Consider the following 17,399-nt stretch of genomic DNA (forward strand, 5'->3'; position numbering starts at 1 on the left):
CCACATCCTCTTTTGTGGAGAGGGGGGTTTGGGCTATGACTTCTGCTGTAGCAGGGTTGTAGACGGGCTCTGTCGGCAGATCCTCCCTCTTCTGCCACTCCCCCCCGATGAGGTTGCGCACCTTCCACTGCGTCTTCTGCATCGCTCCTCCTTTCCTGTCTGTCACGAGATCACTTTAGCAGCCACTCGTGGTCCGGGTCGTTGCTTACGGCCCATTCTCTCACCGGCCCGGCCATGACGTTGAGGTAGTAGAGATCGTAGCCGGGCGGGGCGCTGACGGTGTGGTAGCCCCTCGGGACCAGCACCACGTCCCCGTCGCGCACGCTCACCGTCTCGTCGAGGGAGCGGTCCCCGCTGTAGACCCGCTGCAGCGCGAAGCCTCCCTCCGGTCTCAGACGGTGGTAGTAGGTCTCCTCCAGGTAGGTCTCACGCGGCGGGTCCTCGACGTCGTGCTTGTGCGGCGGGTAGCTCGACCAGTGGCCCTGCGGGGTGATGACCTCGACGACGAGCAGGTGCTCGGCGGGACGGTCGGCCATCAGGATGGGGCGCACCTCCCGCTCGAAGGCGCCGCTCCCGCGCCGCTCGACCTCTATGTCGTCCGGCCCGACGAGCAGCGGCTCCGCTCCACGCTCGGCCGGGGACCAGCACAGGGCGACCTCGGCCGGCCCCGTCGTCGCCTCCACGGTGTAGGAGACGTCGGGTGGGAGGTAGAGGCCGTGCGGCAGCCCGTCGAAGACGTTCTTGCGGCCTCCCACCTCTTCCCAGCTTCCCGCCTCCCCGGAGACCCGGATGGTCCCCGAGAGCGGCACCAGGCAGACCTCCTGGCCCTCGTTGTCGCGTTTCAGGATCCCCGGGCCCTCGAGCCTCACGACCTCGAAGCCCACCCAGCCCCACCCGGCGGACTCCGGGGTCACCCGGACGAGGGTGCCGTCCGGGTCGGGCTCGGCGCGGCTGGGGACGACGATCTCTGGCAAAGACTCACCTCCTCACAGGTAGCGGCGCTGGAGGCGCCTGTTCTCTTCGTACTCCCGGCGTGCCTTTCGTACCGGCTCCCTGCCGGAGACCTCGGCCACCGGCACGTCCCACCACGACTCGTAGTTCGGCACGCCCTCGTAGCGGTCTGCGGGTATGTGGATCACGACGGTCCTCTCCACCTCCTTCGCCTCGGCCAGGGCGCCCTTGAGTTCCCCCACGGTCTTCGCCCGTATGACGTGTGCGCCCAGAGACTCGGCGTTTCTGGCCAGGTCGACGGGCAGCACCTCTCCGGGGGACTCCTCGGTGTCCAGGCCGATCGAGCCGTCTTTGCGATAGCGGTAGTGGGTGCCGAACCCCTCGGCGCCAACCGAGCGGGAGAGGGAGCCGATCGAGGAGAAGCCCGCGTTGTCCACCAGGACGATGGTGAGCTTGTAACCCTCCTGGATGGAGGTTGCGATCTCGGCGTTCATCATCAGGTAGGAGCCGTCGCCCACCATCACGTAGACCTCGCGCGAGGGGTCGGCCATCTTAACCCCGAGACCGCCGGCTATCTCGTATCCCATGCACGAGTAGCCGTACTCGACGTGGTAGCCCTTGGGGTCGCGGGTGCGCCAGAGCCTGAGCAGGTCCCCCGGCATCGAGCCCGCGGCGCAGACGACCACGTCACGGGGCTCGGAGAAGGCGTTCACCGCCCCGATTATCTCGCTCTGCGCCGGGAGCGGTTCGTGCCCGAGGTTGCAGAGCCGCTCCACCTCCCGGTCCCACTCCTCTACGGCCCGTGCGGCCTCCTTGCGGTAGGAGTCCTCGACCTCGTACCCGGAGAGCGCCTCCGAGAGGGTCTCGATGGTGGCCCGCGCGTCGCCGACCAGCGAGAGGCCGGCGTGCTTGGCCGCATCAAAGGCGGCGACGTTTATGTTGACGAACCTCACCCGGGGGTTCTGGAAGGCGGTCTTGGAGGCGGTGGTGAAGTCCGTGTAGCGGGTGCCGATGCCGATGACGAGGTCGGCTTCTCTGGCGAAGCGGTTCGCGGCGAGCGAGCCGTTCGGGCCCACCGGGCCCAGGTCGAGCGGGTGGCCGTGGGGCAGCGAGCCTTTCCCGGCCTGCGTCTCGCAGATGGGGATACCGGTCTTCTCGGCGAAGCCCTTCAGAACCTCTGTGGCCTCCGAGTAGATCACGCCTCCCCCCGCCACGATCAGGGGCCGCCGGGCCTCACGTACGAGATCCAGAGCCCGTTCCAGGCTCTCCCGGTCCGGGAGCGGTCGCGGTACGTGCCACACCCGCCTCTCGAAGAACTCCTCCGGGAAGTCGTAGGCCTCGGCCTGCACGTCCTGGGGCATCGCGAGGGTGACGGCCCCGGTCTCGGCCTGGTCGGTGAGGACCCGCATCGCCGAGAGGGCGGCCGGGATGAGCTGCTCGGGGCGGTAGATCCTGTCCCAGTAGCGCGAGACGGGCCTGAAGCAATCGTTGACCGAGAGGGTCCCGTCGTGGGGCGTCTCGAGCTGCTGCAGGACGGGGTCGGGGGTGCGCGAGGCGAAGATGTCCCCGGGCAGGAGCAGCACGGGGAGGCGGTTCACGGTGGCGAGCGCCGCCCCCGTGACCATGTTGGTCGCGCCGGGGCCGATCGAGGTGGTGCACGCCAGCGTGCGGAGGCGGTTGTTGTGGCGGGCGTAGGCCGCGGCGGTGTGCACCATCGCCTGCTCGTTGCGGCTCTGGTAGTAGGTGATCAGGTCGCGGTACTCGTGCAGGGCCTGTCCGATCCCGGCGACGTTGCCGTGGCCGAAGATCCCGAAGATCCCGCCGAAGAGCCTGCGCTCGACGCCGTCACGCTCGGTGTACTGGTTGGACAGGAACCTGATGAGGGCCTGCGCCGTCGTGAGCCTCACGGTGCCCATATCGCACCACCTCCTCCTCTCTCACTCGGGTCTCTCGCCCGCCGGCGGCTCGGACCCCATCTTCTGCAGCTCGGCGCTCAGCCTCTCGAGCTCCGCGCCCCCGGCCATCATCCGCTCGAGCTCGTCTATGCTGATCTCTTCGCGTTCGAAGGTGCCCATGCTGCGCCCGTGGTTGAGGACGGTGAACCGGTCGCCTATGGCGTAGGCGTGGTGTACGTTGTGGCTGATGAAGATGACGCCTATGCCCTGCTCGCGGGTGCGGGCGATGTAGCGCAGAACTATCGCCGCCTGCTTCACCCCGAGGGCGCTGGTCGGCTCGTCGAGGATCAGGACCTTCGCCCCGAAGTAGACCGCACGGGCTATCGCCACCGACTGCCGCTCGCCGCCGGAGAGCGTGGCGACCGGCTGGGAGGTATCGCGCAGCTCTATGCCGATCTTCCGGAGCTCCTCGCGGGTGATGCGGTCGGCTCTGGCCGCGTCGAACATCTTGAACGGCCCCACCCTCTTTACCGGCTCCCGCCCGATGAAGAAGTTGCGCGAGATGCCCATCAGCGGGATCATCGCCAGATCCTGGTAGACGGTGGCGATGCCGTGGCTTATGGCGTCGCGCGGCGAGTCGAAGACGACCTCCTCGCCGTTGACCAGGATCGAACCACGGTCGGGCCGGTGGACGCCGGAGAGGATCTTGATCAGGGTGGACTTGCCCGCCCCGTTGTCCCCGAGCAGGCACATCACCTCCCCGGATCTCACCCCCATCGAGACGTCCTCGAGCGCCACGACCTTGCCGAAGTACTTGGAGACCCCCCTCGCCTCCAGGATGGGCGTCGTCTCTTTCATCATCACCTGGCCTCCGAAGCCCGCTTGCGGATGTAGTTGTTGAACAGCACGGCCACCAGCAGCATCACCCCGACGAAGACCAAAAACCAGTCGGTGTTGACGCCGGTGAAGAAGATGCCCTGCTGCACCATGCCGAAGATGAGCGCCCCGAAGAGCGCGCCCACCACCGAGCCGTAACCCCCCGTCAGCAGCACCCCGCCTATGACCGAGGCGGCTATCGCCTGCAGCTCCAGGTTCTCTCCCCGCAGCACGTCCGCAGAACCGGCCGCAAGAACCTGTATCGCCGCCAGAAGCGCCGCGGAGACCGCCGTGCACACGAAGAGCGTCATCTTCACCCGGTCGACCGGCACCCCGACGTTGCGCGCCGCGTCCGGGTCCCCGCCGGCCCCGAACGTCCAGTTGCCGAAGACCGTCCTCTGCAACACCCAGGTCCCTATCGCGGCCAGGACCAGCCACCAGATGATCGAAACCGGGAATCCCCCCACCGTCCCGGCGAAGATCGGCCGCAGGGGACTGCCGTGCGTCGCGGAATCGAGCCCGCCTATCTGGGTGCGGCTGGTTATGAGACGGGTGAACCCGATCGTCAGCCCCCGCAGTGCGAAGAGCATCCCCAGCGTCACGATGAACGAGTGGAGCCTGGTCTTTATGACCACGTACCCGTTGAACAGCCCCACCAGGGCCGCAAAGACGATCGCCGCCGCTATCGAGAGCCACAGCGGCCATCCGAACTGCGTCACCCCGAGCGCGATCAGCATCCCCGCCGCCCCGACCATCGAGCCCACCGAGAGGTCGAACTCCCCGGCGATCATCAGGAGCGAGACCGGAACGGTCACGACCCCGAGCTGCGCCGCGACCTCCAGGTAGCTCGCCGTCCCCCCGAGCGTCAGAAAACCAGAGTCCCCGGCGACGATCGCGAAGAACGCGAAGACCAGGATTGCCCCGGCGACCGCCGCGAGCTCCGGCCGGGTGAGCCACCTGCGCAAAATACCTACCTGACGTACCCTCTCATCGGCCGTAGCTGTCTGCGCCATCAGCGTCAAACCTCCTCTCCCGTGGAGAGGGGACCGTAGCCCCCTCTCCTAGCGGATACCTTCCTTGCTCAGGCTGATCACCTTCTGCGCGTTGTCTTTGGTGACGAACGCCGGACCGGTCGGCACGACGCCTATCGGGTGCAGCAGATACTGCACGTAGGTGGTCAGGAAGGCCACCGGCAGGTACCCCTGCAGGAACTGCTGCTGGTCTATAGCGAAGAGCATCCTGCCGTCCCTCACCGCCCGGAGGATCTCCGGAGCCAGGTCGAAGGTGGCAAATTTTATCCTGTTGTTGCCCTTGAGCGCCTGCAGGGTCGGCAGGGCACCCTGCGGTCCCAGCGTGAGCAGCCCGTCGACGCCCGGGTTCTGCTTGAGGGCGGTCTTCACCCCGTTGCGCACCGCGGTGGGGTCGTTGCCGTTGACCGCGATCTGCCTGGCGTTGCCGCCGATGCCCTTCTTGAAGCCCTCGAACCGCTGGTCCAGCGTGACGACACCCTGCTGGTGGTTTATGACGAGCGCCGACTTCACCCCGGATTGGGCCATCTTCTTCCCGGCCTCGACCCCGGCCTGGTACTCGGTCTGCCCCACGTAGTTGAGCGCGCCGAGCTTCTGCCAGGCATCGAGCCCGGCGTTGAGCATCACCACCGGGATGCCTTTGCTCACCGCCTTTTTCACCTTCGGGCCGAACGCGCTGACGTCCGCGACGGTGGCTGCGATCCCGCTCGGGTTCGAGGCTATCGCAGAATCGAAGTTCTGCTGGATCTGAGGGACGCTGTAGGTATCCGGGGCCCGGTACTTCACGCTCACCCCGAGATCCTTCTCGGCCTGGTTTATGCCGTTGATCACCACCGACCAGAACGGATCGGAGGCCGGGCCGTGGCTGATGAACTCGATGTGGATGTCTCCGCGGCTGACGAGCCCCTGCTTGCCATTGCTCTTGCTGCTGGAGCCCTGCTGCGAGCCTCCGCAACCGGCTGCCCCGAGTATCGCGGCTCCCGCGATACCCACCCCGCCAGCCTTCAGGAAATCCCTGCGGCTGAAGCTCCCGCGCTCTGCGCTGTCCTCGATCAAGTCTTGCTCCTCCTTTCCTACTACTGGAAGCTCCAGGTTACACTCCGGGTAGCGCCTGCGCTCTATGAAGATGCTTCTCGCTCACCGCCTCCTCATGTCCTTAGTGGATGCCTTGCCTGCTCAGCTTGATGAACTTGTCCGCCATGTCTCTGATCACGAAGTCCGGACCCGTAGGCACCGCGCTCACCGGAGAAAGCAGGTACTGGATGTAGGTCGTCAGGGTGACGACCGAGAGGTAGGTCTGCAGGAACATCTGCTGGTCTATGGCGAACAGCAGGTTGCCGTCGCGCACGTCCTTAAGCACCTCGGGCGAGATATCGAAGGTTGCGGCCTTGACCTGGCCGCTCCGGCCGACCGATTTGATCGCCCTTAACGCCTGCACGGCGGCCTCGGGGCCGAGTGTTATGAGCCCGTCCACGTCCGGGTTCTGCTTGAGCGCGCTGGCCGTCCCGTTGCGCATGGCGGTGGGATCCGATCCGTCCACCGCCACCTCCTTCACGCTGCCGCCGAGCCCCTTCTTGACCCCCCTGTACCTCGTCTCCAGCGTGAGCTGGCCCTGCTGGTGGTTGATGACGAGCGCCGACTTCACGCCCGCCTGCGCCATCCGCTTTCCGGCCTCTACGCCGGCCTCGTACTCCGTCTGGCCGAAGTAAGTCAGAGCCCCGAGCTGCTTCCAGTGATCCAGCCCGGCGTTGAAAAGCACTACGGGTATACCCTTGTTTACAGCCTTGCGGATCTCGGGTCCCAGCGCGCTGGCATCGGGCAGCGTCGCGGCGATGCCGCTGGGGTTGGAAGCTATCGAGGACTCGAAGATCTGGCGTATCTGGGGCATGCTGAACTGGTCCGGCCCCCGGAATTTCACGCTGACGCCCATGTCTCTCGCGGCCTGCTCCGCTCCGTTTTGCATTATCGCAGTGTTGGGGTCTGGAGGTATCATGTGGGTCGGCATCTCTATATGTATGTCGCCACGGCTGACGAGCCCCTGTTTTCCGCCGGACTTCGAGCTACTCGCCTGCTGCGAGCCTCCGCATCCGGCCGCTCCGAGCAGCACAGTCCCGGCAATACCCACCCCTCCGGCCCGCAGCAGATCCCTGCGGCTTATCTCCATCCGGCTCGTCTCCCTTTCCCCGCTCATTTCCCTGCCTCCTTTTCCAGCTCTCCCTGAAGGTACGAAAGGCTCTTGCGCACGTTCTCTATGGGACCATCGCCAACCTCAGGTTCGCAATCCACGACGGTGTCCTGCTCAAGCACGTACCAGCCCGGGTAACCACCCTCTTCCAGGTGGCGCACCACCCCGCCCACGTCGACGTCCCCCTCGCCGAGGGGCCGGAACATACCACGCCCGGCCGCCTCCTTGAAGCTGAGCTCTCTGTTTGCGACCCGTTCCGCCAGGCTCCGGTCCACGTCCTTGAGGTGGACGAGCTTCACCCTACGTGCGCTCCTCCTCGCCACCTCGACCGGGTCGCTGCCCCCTATGACAAGGTGCCCGGTGTCCAGGCACAGCCCCGTCTCCGAGCCCTCCAGAAAGCGCCAGAGCGCCTCGTCGGTCTCGATGACGGTCCCGTAGTGGGGGTGCAGCGCCACCGCGAGGCCGTGCCGGTCGGCGATCTCCTCCACCCTCGATAGCCCTTCGAAGAGCGCCCTCCAGCCACCCTCGTCCAGTTCGACGGCCTTCTCGTAGCTCTCCGAACCGGTGGAGGCGGCGAGGACGATCACCCCGGCGCCGGCCGCCTCGAAGAAGCGCGCCCGCCGCTCGACGAACGAGAGCTCCTCCTCCAAAACCTCCGGCCTGTGCAGCACGGCGGGGACGAAGCCCCCCACGAGGCTCAAGCCATGTTCGGCCAGCTTCGCTCTGACCTCGGCAGGGTCGTCCGGCAAGAAGCCCTCCGGACCGGCCTCCATCGCCTCGAGGCCGAGCGAGGCGGCCTCCTCGAGCACCCTCCCGACGGGCATCTGGTACCCCCAGTCCGGGATCTCGATGACCCCCCACGACACGGGCGCACCCGCGATGTGCCCTCCACCTCTCATCGGGACACCCCCAGGCCTTCTTCGTAGAGTTCGGGACGTTCCACGTACGGAATGCGCTCGGGTCTCCCTGAGTGCAGCGAGGCGGCGCAACTTGCAGTCGCAAGGGCAGACATGTAGCCGTCCCACGCGCTCGCCCCGCCGGGGGGCCTGCCGTCTCTGATCGCCTTCACCCAGTCCCGGACCTCGGCGACATACGCCTCGGGGAAGCGTTCGAGAAAGCCTCCGTGGACTCCGCGGGAGGCAGCACCCGACCGGCGCACCACAGCATCGGCCGGGAGGGTAGTCTGCACGGAACCCAGCTCACAGACGAGCTCCGCTCCGACCTCGTAGCCATAATCTGCCGTGACGAAGACCTCTATCGTCCCCAGACACCCATCAGCCATCACGAGCTGTATGAGCTGGAGATCGAGGGTGTCGTCGTTCAAAGTGGAGCTGTTGTGTACGCCGCGCACGTAAACCTCTTCTACCTCCCGGCCCGTCATCCAGCGGGCCGAGTCCAGATCATGCACGGCGGCGTCGAAGATGACGAACTCGGAGTCCCAGTGCGGCGGCACCTCCGGGTTGCGGTGCACCCCCTTGAACAGCAGAGGACGGCCGAGGGAACCTTCTGAGGCTATCCGCTTCACCTCGAGGTGTCGCCGGTCGTAGCGACGCATGAACCCGACCTGCACCAGTCTCCTTCCCAGCTCGACCTCTGCTTCGACGATCCGGCGGGCGTCATCCGGGCTGGTTGCCAGGGGCTTCTCGCACAAGACCGGCCTGCCCCGCCGCAGGCACTCCAGGACCAGCTCGGCGTGGGTGTCGCCGGGAGAGGCAATGACCACCGCGTCCACGCCCTCGAGGAGAGCCTGTTCGTCCTCAAAGACCTTCGCACCACAGCGGGCGGCGACCGCCGTGGCCCTCGCTTTGTCGACGTCGGTTACCCCAGTCACCTCGGCACCGGTCACCAGGCAATGGAGGTTGTCCGCGTGTCTGGTGCCCATCGCTCCCACGCCGACGATCCCGACACGAACTTTCTCCCGGTTATCGACGCTCATCGCCTCATCTCCCCGTATATCTCTGGCTTCGCCCACCCGCCGCTCTCGAGGCTACGCTCCACCGCGTCTATCACCGCCTGGCAGCGGTAGCCGTCCTCGAAGGTCGGCGCGGGGCTCTCGCCGGCCTTTATGCCCTCCAGCAGGTCCTTGACCGTGTGCACGAAGGTGTGCTCGTAGCCGATCGTGTGCCCCGGCGGCCACCACCCCTCCATGTACGGGTGCTCCGGCTCGGTCACCAGGATGGTTCTGAAGCCCGCCGTCTCCGCCTCGTCCTCGAAGTACACCCGAAGCTCGTTCATCCTCTCCAGGTCGAAGACGATGCTCCCGTTCGAGCCGTTGATCTCGAAGCACTCGTGGGCCTTGCGCCCCGGCACGAGCGGGGAGACCTCGAACGTCCCGATCGCCCCGCTCTCGAACCGCGCGAGGAACGCCGCCGCTTCGTTCACCGTCACCTCGCCCATCCCATCCCCCCCGGGGAGCGGTCGTTCTCTGACGAAGGTCCCGGCCGTCCCGACGACTTCGGCTATCGGGCCGACGAGGAAGTGCGCGAGGTCGATGAGGTGCGAGCCCAGGTCGGCGAGCGGCCCGGCCCCTCCGGTCTCCCTCCTGAGCCGCCAGGTCAGCGGGGCTTCGGGGTCGAGCAGCCAGTCCTGCAGGTAGACGGCGCGCCAGTGTCGGATCTCCCCGAGCCGCCCCTCGTCTATGAGGCTCTTCGCGAGTTGCACCGCCGGAACCCGCCGGTAGTTGTGGCAGACCATGTTCACGGTGCCGGCCCTGCGGGCGGCCTCCGCCATCCTGCGCGCCTCCTCCAGCGTGTTGGCGAGCGGCTTCTCGCACAGGACGTGCTTCCCGGCCTCGAGCGCAGCGACGGCGAACTCACAGTGGGTATCCCCGGCGGAGGAGATGTCGATGAGCTGGACGTCGTCGCGCTCGAGCAGCCGCTCGTAGTCCGTCTCGCAGCCCTCCCACCCTAGCCTGCGGGCGGCGCTGCGCACCGCGGCCTCGCTCCGGCCGCAGATCGCGACCATCCTGGGAGCCGGGTCCACGTCGAAGAAGCGCGCGACCTGCCGGTAGGCGTTGGAGTGCACCCGGCCCATGAACCCGTAGCCGACGAGGCCGACCCCGATCTCGCCCACCCCTAACCCACCTCCTCGTAGAGGACCTCTCCGTCCCTCTCGACGGGCACCAGGCGCACCGTCCTCCCCTTCCGGTAGGAGCGCTCGGCCGCCCGGGCCAGGGCGAAGGCCGCCGCAGCGTCCGCACCATCCGGCTTCGCATCGACCTCGCCGCGGACGACGGCGGCGAAGTGTTCCATCTCCCTCCGGTAGGCCTCGGCGAAACGCTCGACGAAGTCGGAGACGTAATCCTGGCACATCCGCCCCGGGGTGAGCGTCTGCACGGCGAAGCGCCGGTGGTCGTCTATCCTGAGCGTCGCTTTGGACCCCATGACCTCGCTCGAGCACTCGTAGCCGTAGCCGGCGACCCGGCTGTTGTCCACGACCCCCAGGGCTCCCGTGACGAAGCGCAGCGCGACGACGGCGTTGTCTATATCCCCTACCTCCTCGAAACCGGGGTCCGAGAGCGCCGCGCCGAAGGCGGTCACCTCCTCTATCTCCCCGATCATCCAGCGGGCCGTGTCGAAGTCGTGCAGCGTCACGTCGGCGAAGAAGCCGCCGGAGCCTTTTATGTACTCGAAGCCTGGGGAGCGCATGTCCCTCAGCGAGGTGCGGAAGAGGTAGACCTCACCGACATCGCCTCCGGCGATCTTCTCGCGCGCGGCGCGGTAGTCGGGGTCGAAGCGGCGGTGGAAGCCGACCTGCATCCTGACGCCCGCCGAGCGGACGGCCCGGACGACCTCATGCGTGCGCCCCATGTCGAGCGAGAGGGGCTTCTCGCAGAAGACGTGTTTGCCCGCCCGGGCGGCCGCCTCGACCATCCCGGCGTGCAGCGGCGTCGGGCTGGCGATGACGACGGCCTCTATCCCGGGATCCTCGAGAAGATCCTCGTAGCGGGTGGACCACCCGGACACGCCGAGCCCGCGGGCGATCTTCCGCGCGATCTCCTCATCGGCGTCCACGACGCGCACCAGCTCCACCCGCGGGATGCGCCCGGCGAGGTTCCCGGCGTGGAAGCGCCCGATCCTCCCGAGCCCCACCAACCCTACGCGCACCGGTTCCATCTCTCTGTGACTCCTCCTTCCCCCACCGGTCTTCGTCTCTCAGCTCATCCCGTGGCACCCTGTCCGACGTGACGTGCGCCGCGCTCCTGCCAGAGCGAGATCATCCGCCCGTAGGATGCGGCGACAGAGGATACGAGCTCCTCGTCTCCCACCTCGCCCGCGAGCCAGCGCCGCGCGGCCCCGCCGTAGATGGACCGGCCGATCGCAAACCCCCGGCAAAAAGGCTCGCGGGAGGCCGCCTCGAAGCTCTCGGCGAGGCGCTCTTCTTCGAGCGCCTGCCCGAGGACGAGCACCCCGGCGCAGTGGGGGTCGTGCTCCCGGATCACGTCCCCTATCCTCTTCCAGGCGCCGGACTCCGTGCTCGGCGGGAGCTTCCACCAGTCGGGGTACACGCCGAGGGCGTAGAAGCGCTCGAGGAGCGCGGCGAGGTCCTCCTCGCTGTAGTCCGTCCCCCGCTGGGCCTGCACCTCGACGAGGAGCAGCCGGTCGTTCGCCCGGCACGCCTCGTAGAGCTGCCTCACCCTCCGCTCCTGCGGCTCCCTGATCCCCGCCTCGTCCTGCGGATGCGCGTACAGGTTGCACTTGACGACGTGCTCCTGCGGCCAGGTCCGCAAGACGGCGGCGAAGTTCGCCCCCCCTACGAGCTCCACCGGTCGGCTCTTCGCCACCTCGGCGGCGCGTGCGATCCAGAACCCTCCCCCGGTGAGATCGTCCAGCGCTCCCCCGCCGTACACGTCGTCCACGAGCAGCCCCGCGGCGGGATCCTCCCGCGCGACCCGCCGGAACGCCCGCCCGAGGAGGACTTTCAGCTCCCGCAGCCGCCCGCGGTCCACCCCCAGCTCGTCGGCCATCTCCTCGAGCTGCCAGCGGTGGTCTATGGCGAGCACGTGCAGCTCCTCCGGCGCGCGGCGCGTGGTGGCGTGGTGCAGGTGCTCGAGCCACGCGTCGTCCCTGAGGCGGCGTGGCCTCTCGTCCAGCGACAAAAAATACTCCAGCTCCTCGCGGGTGGGCATGGCCGGGGAGCACCCGTGTCGGGAGACGACGATCGCGCCGCAGGCGTTGCCGAGCCTGAGGCATTCCTCCAGGGGCTCGTCCCTCAACCACCCGGAGAGGAACCCGCTCATGAACGCGTCCCCCGCGCCCACGGAGTTGAAGACCTCGACCGGAAAGCCCGGCACCCTGACGCCCTCCTCGACGCCACCCGGGATCTCGTCCGGAAAGACCACCGCCCCCAGCGCCCCGATCTTGAGCACGATGGTGGCCCCGGAGATCTCGCGGATGCTCCGGAGCGCCGCCAGGGTGTCTGTCGAGCCGCCGGCTATCCTGATCTCCTCCTCCGTCCCGACGACGAGGTCGCACTCCGGCAGCACGGAGCGGTAGACCCGCGTCGCCTCCGTACTCTCGACGAACATCTCGCCGCCCCGCCCGTGCGAGGCGACCCCCCAGAAGACGGGCCGGTAGTCGAGGTCGAAGACGACGCTCGTTCCGCTCTGTCGCGCGGCCTCGATCGCCTTGCGGCACGCCGCCCGGCTGCTCTCCCGCGAGAGGGGGGTCCCGGTGACGAGCAGCGCCTTCGCGGAGGCGACGAACTCCGGCTCCACGTCCTCCTCCGAAAGCGCCATGTCGGCGGCCTCCCCGTAGGCGAAGACGCGGGGGAACCCCTCGGACTCGCGCACGGCGAGGAGCACGTAGGGCGTGAGGTGGTCGGGGTCGAGGCGCACCCGGCTCACGTCCACCCCGTTCTCCTCCAGGGTCTTCCTCACGTAGCGGCCCAACGGCTCGCCGCCGACGCGGGTGAGCATGGCGCTCTTAACCCCGAGGCGCGCCGTGCCCACCGCGATGTTCGTCGCGCTCCCCCCGACGTACTTGCGGAAGGACTGCACGTCCTCCAGCTTCGCCCCCTCCTGCTCGGCGTAGAGGTCCACGCAGGTGCGCCCGATGCAGACGAGATCCAGCGTGGTCCGCTCCGCGCTCATGCTTCTCCTCCGGATGCGGCTCCGGTCCTCGCCCCTTCGACCGGCTCCCAGAGTCCCGATCCGCAGGATCGGTCCATCGCCTCCACGACCCGTATCGCCGAGACGATCTCGCGCATGGACGGCTCCTTCTGCCGGTCCCCGGCGATGGAGGTGAGAAACTTGTAGGCCTCTGTGACCTTGAGGTCGTCGTAGCCCATCGAGATGCCAGCGCCCGTCTGAAACCGCTCGAAATCCCCCATCCCGGGTGCGGCGAAGACGGTGCGGTATCCCCTCTCGCCGGTCGGGTCCGGCCTGTAGACCTGCAGCTCGTTCAACCTCTGGAAGTCCCAGGAGAGCGCGCCGCGGGTCCCGTTCACCTCGAAGCCGTTCCTGACGTGCGGCCCGACGCAGACGCGGCTGTTCTCGATCGTCCCGCGCGCCCCGCTCTCGAAGCGCACCAGGCAGCTGACGTAGTCCTCGTTCTCGACGACGCCCATCTCACCGCCCTCGACGACGAAATGGCCCGTCCCCATCCCTTCGGGCACCTCCGGTCTCTCCTTGATGAAGGTCTCCTTCTGCGCCGAGACGCTCTCTATGGGGCCGAGCAGGTTCTGCGCCAGGTCCACCGTGTGGGGCATGATGTCCCCGAGCACCCCGAGGCCCGCGCCCTCGAGCCTGTAGCGCCAGGTGAGCGCACCGCCCGGGTCGGCGGCGTAATCCGCCAGGAAGTAACCCCGGTAGTGCGTGATCTCGCCGAGCTCCCCAGAGGAGATGATCTCCTTCGCGTACTCGACCGCCGGCGCGTGGCGGTACATCAGCCCGATGGTGCTCCTCACCCCGGCCTCCTCCACGGCCCGTGCGATCTCGTAGGTCTCCTCCGGGAACCTGCCGCAGGGCTTCTCGAGCCAGATGTGCTTGCCAGCCCTCGCCGCGGCGACCGCTATCTCCCGGTGCAGATAGTTCGGGGCGGCGATGCTCACCGCCTCGACCTCGGGGTCGTCGACGACCTCCCGCCAGTCGGTCGTCCACCTCTCGTACCCGAGAAGCTCCGCCGTCCGCCGCGCCCTCTCCTCGACCGCGTCGGCGGCCACGACGAGCCGCGGCCTGAGTGGAGACTCGGGATAGTGGTGGAAGAGCCGCAGGTAGGCCCGGCTGTGCACCTGCCCCATCCACCCGAGCCCGATCACCCCGATACCGATCTTCGCGCTCACGTCTCCTCCCACCCCCTCACATGTCCACGAGCATCATCTCGAACCAGTAGGATTCGGCCGGGTAGCAGTGCGAGCCGTACTCTATGGGCCGCCCCTCCGTGTCGTACGCCACGCGGGTCATCGTCAGTACCGGATCCCCGGCCTCTATCTCCAGAAGCTCGGCCTCCTTCTCCCCGGCCTTCCTCGCCCCGATGCGCTGGGTGGCCACGTGCGGCGTCACCCCACCCCTCCGGAACACCTCGTAGAGCCCGGTCTCCTCCAGATCCTCGCGGCTTATCTCCAGGATCCCCGCCGGCACCACGTTGTGCATCAGCGCGATCGGCTCCGGATCTCCCGAGTCGGTTATGCGCAGCCGGTCGAAGATGAAGACCCGATCCCCCGCCCCGATCCCGAGCTCGTCCGCAACCTCCGCCGGACACCGCCCCCTCCTGAAGCTCAAAACCCGCGTCTCGGGCTCCCTCCCGGCCTTCTTCAGGTCGTCGTAGAGGCTGGTGAGCGCCACCGCCCGCCGCACCGGCCGCGGCGCGACTATCGTCCCGATGCCCCGCCGCCTTATGAGAAGCCCCTTGTCCACCAGCTGCTTTATCGCCTGACGCATCGTCGGACGGCTGATCCCGAGCCGCTCGGCAAGCTCGACCTCGCTCTCCAGCTTGCTCCCCCGCGGCAGCCGCCCGTCTTCGATCGCCCGCTCGATCTCCCTCGCCGCCTGGTGGTAGAGCGGTACCGGACTGTTGTGATCGAGCCTCACACCCCGCAGCCCTCTGCCCACGCGTGCCCCGCCTCTCTCCTCTCCATTCCCCATGGTTGGGGTATTGTAAATACATTCTTAGGTATTGTCAATAGCACGTAAATATAGCCTGGAAGTCCGGGCGTCTCAGGAGCAGGCTGGCTCGAGGATGAGGATCCGGAGTCTATCGGGGAGGGTCTGTGGGGTGATCTCGGCCTGCGGGGAGCCGGCCCTGATGATGGCGTCTTCGGGGAAGCGGGATGAGAACTCCTCCACCGGCAGGATGTTACCGGCGATGGTGAGGTTCGGTATCCTGTAGTGCATCGGGATCACGAGGCGTGCTCCGATCTCCTCTATCGCGTACTGGAGGTCGTCGAGCTCCATCGTCGGGGGGCCTCCGGCCAGCGCCAGGAGAACATCCACCCGGCCCCGCAGCCGCTCCAGGTGGTCCTCCGGGAGCGGGTTGCCCACGTCACCGAGGTGCAGCACGGCGAGGCCGCCGAGCTCGATGCGGTACATCGCGTTCTCCTCGGGGGCGGCCTTGTGCTCCACGCTCTCCATCGTCGGGAAGGCCTCGATACGGACGCCCTCCACCTCCACGACACCGTCCCCCTTTGCCACCCCGAGCGCATCGACGAGGCGCGGGTCCCCCGGCACCATGCCGAAGCACGAGTGGTAGGGGTCCGAGAGAGAGCTTGCGACCACCACGTCGGCCGGCTCGTCCACGGGTTCGAGGCCCGCGACCTCCGGGTCGTAAGGATCCGTCACCACCGAGACGCCGTCCTCCAGCCGGAAGCAGGCGTGCCCGTACCACTTTATCCTCATCTCTCCTCCCTGTCGTTTCGTTCACCCGCGGGCCCTGGACGAAAAGAAGAGCCGGCGGCGGCCACCGTCACCAGCAGGACGGCCGCGGCGGACCTCGCTTCCAGGCTCTCACCCAGGACCATAAAACCCACGAGCGCGGCGACGGCGGGCTCCAGGCTCATGAGGACGCCGAAGACGCGAGGCGGGAGCCGCCTCAGGGCCTCTATCTCCAGCGAGTAGGGTATCGCGGAGGAGAGCATGGCGACCGCGAAGCCCATAAAGAGGGCGTGCGGTTCGAGGAGCGCTGCGCCGCCGTATGCGATTCCGACCGGAAGCAGCACCACCGCCCCGACGCACATCGCGATCGCGAGCCCGCTGCCGCCGGGGAAGATCCTGCCTGTGCGGGCGTTCAGGAAGATGTAGCAGGCCCAGAAGAAACCCGCGAGGAGCGCCAGGCCCACCCCGGTCACGTCGAGGCCCGGGTGACCGAAGACCCCGAGCGGGGCGAGGAGCAGGATGCCGGCCGCCGCGAGCGCCGCCCACAGGAGGTCGACCAGCCTTCTCGACCCGATGACCGCCACGGCGAGGGGGCCGCTGAACTCCAGCGTGACCGCCACGCCGAGCGGCATCCTGGCTATCGACGAGTAGAACGAGAGGTTCATCAACGCCAGCGCGAGCCCGAAGAGGATGGCCGTGAGCATCTCGGAGCGGGAGCGGCCTTTGATCCTGGGCCGCCACAGAGCGAGCAGCACCACGGCCGCGAACCCGACGCGCAGCAGCACCGTCCCCTCCGGGCCGAGCACGCCGAAGAGCCTCTTTGCCACCGCCGCGCCGAGCTGCACGGAGAACACCGACCCGAGCACGAACGCCTGGGGCGGCAAAGCGCCGGAAGCCCGGCGCGCGAACGACCCTACCTGCCACCTGAAAGGAGACATTCCATCCCGAGTCTAGCACCCGCCCCGCCTTCAGCCCTTCCCACCGGCCTCCGTCGTCCCGGCCAGCACGGCCACGGCCGCGGAGAGCGCCACGATCAGATAGAGCGCCGCCCCGAGCCCGACATGGTCCGCGGCGAAACCTATCGTCGGGGGGCCGACCAGGAAGCCGAGGTAGCCGCTGGTCGAGACGGCGGCAACGGCCGGGCCGGAGGGCATCGCCCCGGTACGGCCCGCGGCGCTCAAGGCCGCCGGGAAGACCGTGGCGAACCCCGCACCGGCGCAGGCGAAGCCGGCGAGCGCCGCCACCGGCTCGCCGAGCAGCAGCCCGCAACCGAAGCCGACCGCGGCGAGCAGCCCCCCGACCCTCACCACCGTCCGCGGCCCGAAGCGGAAGAGGAGCCGGTCTCCGGCAAACCGCCCGGCGGCCATCGCGACCGAGAAGGCGGCGTACCCGAGCGCCGCAAACCCCGCGTCGGTCCCGAGCGTCCCGCGCAGGTAGACCGCGCTCCAGTCGGCCATCGCCCCCTCCCCGAGGAGCACGCAGAAGGCTATCATCCCGAGCCCGGCGAGCGCCCGCGTCGGACGGGCGAAGGCGGGGCCGGTGGCGCTGGCGTCCGTCCTCGCCGGGAGCAGGCGGCGGTAGGCGAGGGCCACGACGACCGCCATCGAAGCCCCGATCCCGAGCAGGTGCTCCGACACCCCCACCCCCGCCGAGGC

General features: G+C 68.1%; 16 protein-coding genes. All 16 read right to left on the bottom strand.

The window, feature by feature from the left end; genetic code table 11:
- Positions 1–170: 170 nt before the first annotated feature.
- Positions 171–974: a 5-deoxy-glucuronate isomerase gene (gene iolB, locus PJB24_RS15175; RefSeq protein ID WP_273847371.1), complete on the bottom strand. Its 804-nt coding sequence runs from the start codon at positions 972–974 to the stop codon at positions 171–173.
- A gap of 12 nt (positions 975–986) precedes the next feature.
- The gene (gene iolD / locus PJB24_RS15180) at positions 987–2,867 is read right to left on the bottom strand and encodes a 3D-(3,5/4)-trihydroxycyclohexane-1,2-dione acylhydrolase (decyclizing) (RefSeq protein WP_273847372.1); all 1,881 of its coding nucleotides are present in this window, start codon (positions 2,865–2,867) and stop codon (positions 987–989) included.
- Positions 2,868–2,888: 21 nt separating this feature from the next.
- The gene (locus tag PJB24_RS15185; protein ID WP_420541970.1) at positions 2,889–3,704 is read right to left on the bottom strand and encodes an ATP-binding cassette domain-containing protein; all 816 of its coding nucleotides are present in this window, start codon (positions 3,702–3,704) and stop codon (positions 2,889–2,891) included.
- Between the two features lie 2 nt (positions 3,705–3,706).
- Positions 3,707–4,735 carry an ABC transporter permease gene (locus PJB24_RS15190; RefSeq protein ID WP_273847376.1) on the bottom strand — a complete coding sequence of 343 codons (1,029 nt, stop codon included), beginning with the start codon at positions 4,733–4,735 and terminating at the stop codon, positions 3,707–3,709.
- Positions 4,736–4,783: 48 nt separating this feature from the next.
- Complete coding sequence (locus PJB24_RS15195; RefSeq protein WP_273847378.1) at positions 4,784–5,806, bottom strand: sugar ABC transporter substrate-binding protein; 1,023 nt, start codon at positions 5,804–5,806, stop codon at positions 4,784–4,786.
- Positions 5,807–5,906: 100 nt separating this feature from the next.
- A complete protein-coding gene (locus PJB24_RS15200; RefSeq protein ID WP_273847381.1) occupies positions 5,907–6,941 on the bottom strand; it encodes a sugar ABC transporter substrate-binding protein in 1,035 nt (344 codons plus the stop codon).
- Positions 6,938–7,834, bottom strand: coding sequence for a sugar phosphate isomerase/epimerase family protein (locus tag PJB24_RS15205; RefSeq protein WP_273847382.1), 897 nt, complete (start codon positions 7,832–7,834; stop codon positions 6,938–6,940). Before PJB24_RS15205 ends, PJB24_RS15200 begins: the two co-directional genes overlap by 4 nt.
- Complete coding sequence (locus tag PJB24_RS15210) at positions 7,831–8,871, bottom strand: Gfo/Idh/MocA family oxidoreductase (protein ID WP_273847384.1); 1,041 nt, start codon at positions 8,869–8,871, stop codon at positions 7,831–7,833. The genes PJB24_RS15205 and PJB24_RS15210 overlap by 4 nt, the downstream gene beginning before the upstream one ends.
- Entirely contained in the window at positions 8,868–10,007 is a 1,140-nt protein-coding gene (locus PJB24_RS15215) for a Gfo/Idh/MocA family protein (protein WP_273847386.1), read from the bottom strand. The genes PJB24_RS15210 and PJB24_RS15215 overlap by 4 nt, the downstream gene beginning before the upstream one ends.
- A 2-nt stretch (positions 10,008–10,009) precedes the next feature.
- Positions 10,010–11,050, bottom strand: coding sequence for an inositol 2-dehydrogenase (gene iolG, locus PJB24_RS15220; RefSeq protein ID WP_273847388.1), 1,041 nt, complete (start codon positions 11,048–11,050; stop codon positions 10,010–10,012).
- Positions 11,051–11,094: 44 nt separating this feature from the next.
- Positions 11,095–13,026: a bifunctional 5-dehydro-2-deoxygluconokinase/5-dehydro-2-deoxyphosphogluconate aldolase gene (locus PJB24_RS15225; protein ID WP_273847389.1), complete on the bottom strand. Its 1,932-nt coding sequence runs from the start codon at positions 13,024–13,026 to the stop codon at positions 11,095–11,097.
- Positions 13,023–14,216, bottom strand: a complete 1,194-nt coding sequence (locus PJB24_RS15230) for a Gfo/Idh/MocA family protein (protein ID WP_273847392.1) — start codon at positions 14,214–14,216, stop codon at positions 13,023–13,025. Before PJB24_RS15230 ends, PJB24_RS15225 begins: the two co-directional genes overlap by 4 nt.
- A 16-nt stretch (positions 14,217–14,232) precedes the next feature.
- Positions 14,233–14,985, bottom strand: coding sequence for a GntR family transcriptional regulator (locus tag PJB24_RS15235; protein ID WP_273847394.1), 753 nt, complete (start codon positions 14,983–14,985; stop codon positions 14,233–14,235).
- A 105-nt stretch (positions 14,986–15,090) separates the two neighbouring features.
- On the bottom strand, positions 15,091–15,768 hold the full coding sequence (locus PJB24_RS15240) for an MBL fold metallo-hydrolase (protein WP_273847396.1): 678 nt from the start codon (positions 15,766–15,768) through the stop codon (positions 15,091–15,093).
- Entirely contained in the window at positions 15,765–16,682 is a 918-nt protein-coding gene (locus tag PJB24_RS15245) for an EamA family transporter (protein ID WP_273847398.1), read from the bottom strand. Before PJB24_RS15245 ends, PJB24_RS15240 begins: the two co-directional genes overlap by 4 nt.
- Positions 16,683–16,712: 30 nt before the next feature.
- Positions 16,713–17,399: MFS transporter (locus PJB24_RS15250; protein ID WP_273847400.1), on the bottom strand; the 687-nt coding region annotated here is incomplete at its 5' end.

The organism is Rubrobacter calidifluminis, assembly GCF_028617075.1.
Classification (GTDB): domain Bacteria; phylum Actinomycetota; class Rubrobacteria; order Rubrobacterales; family Rubrobacteraceae; genus Rubrobacter_E; species Rubrobacter_E calidifluminis.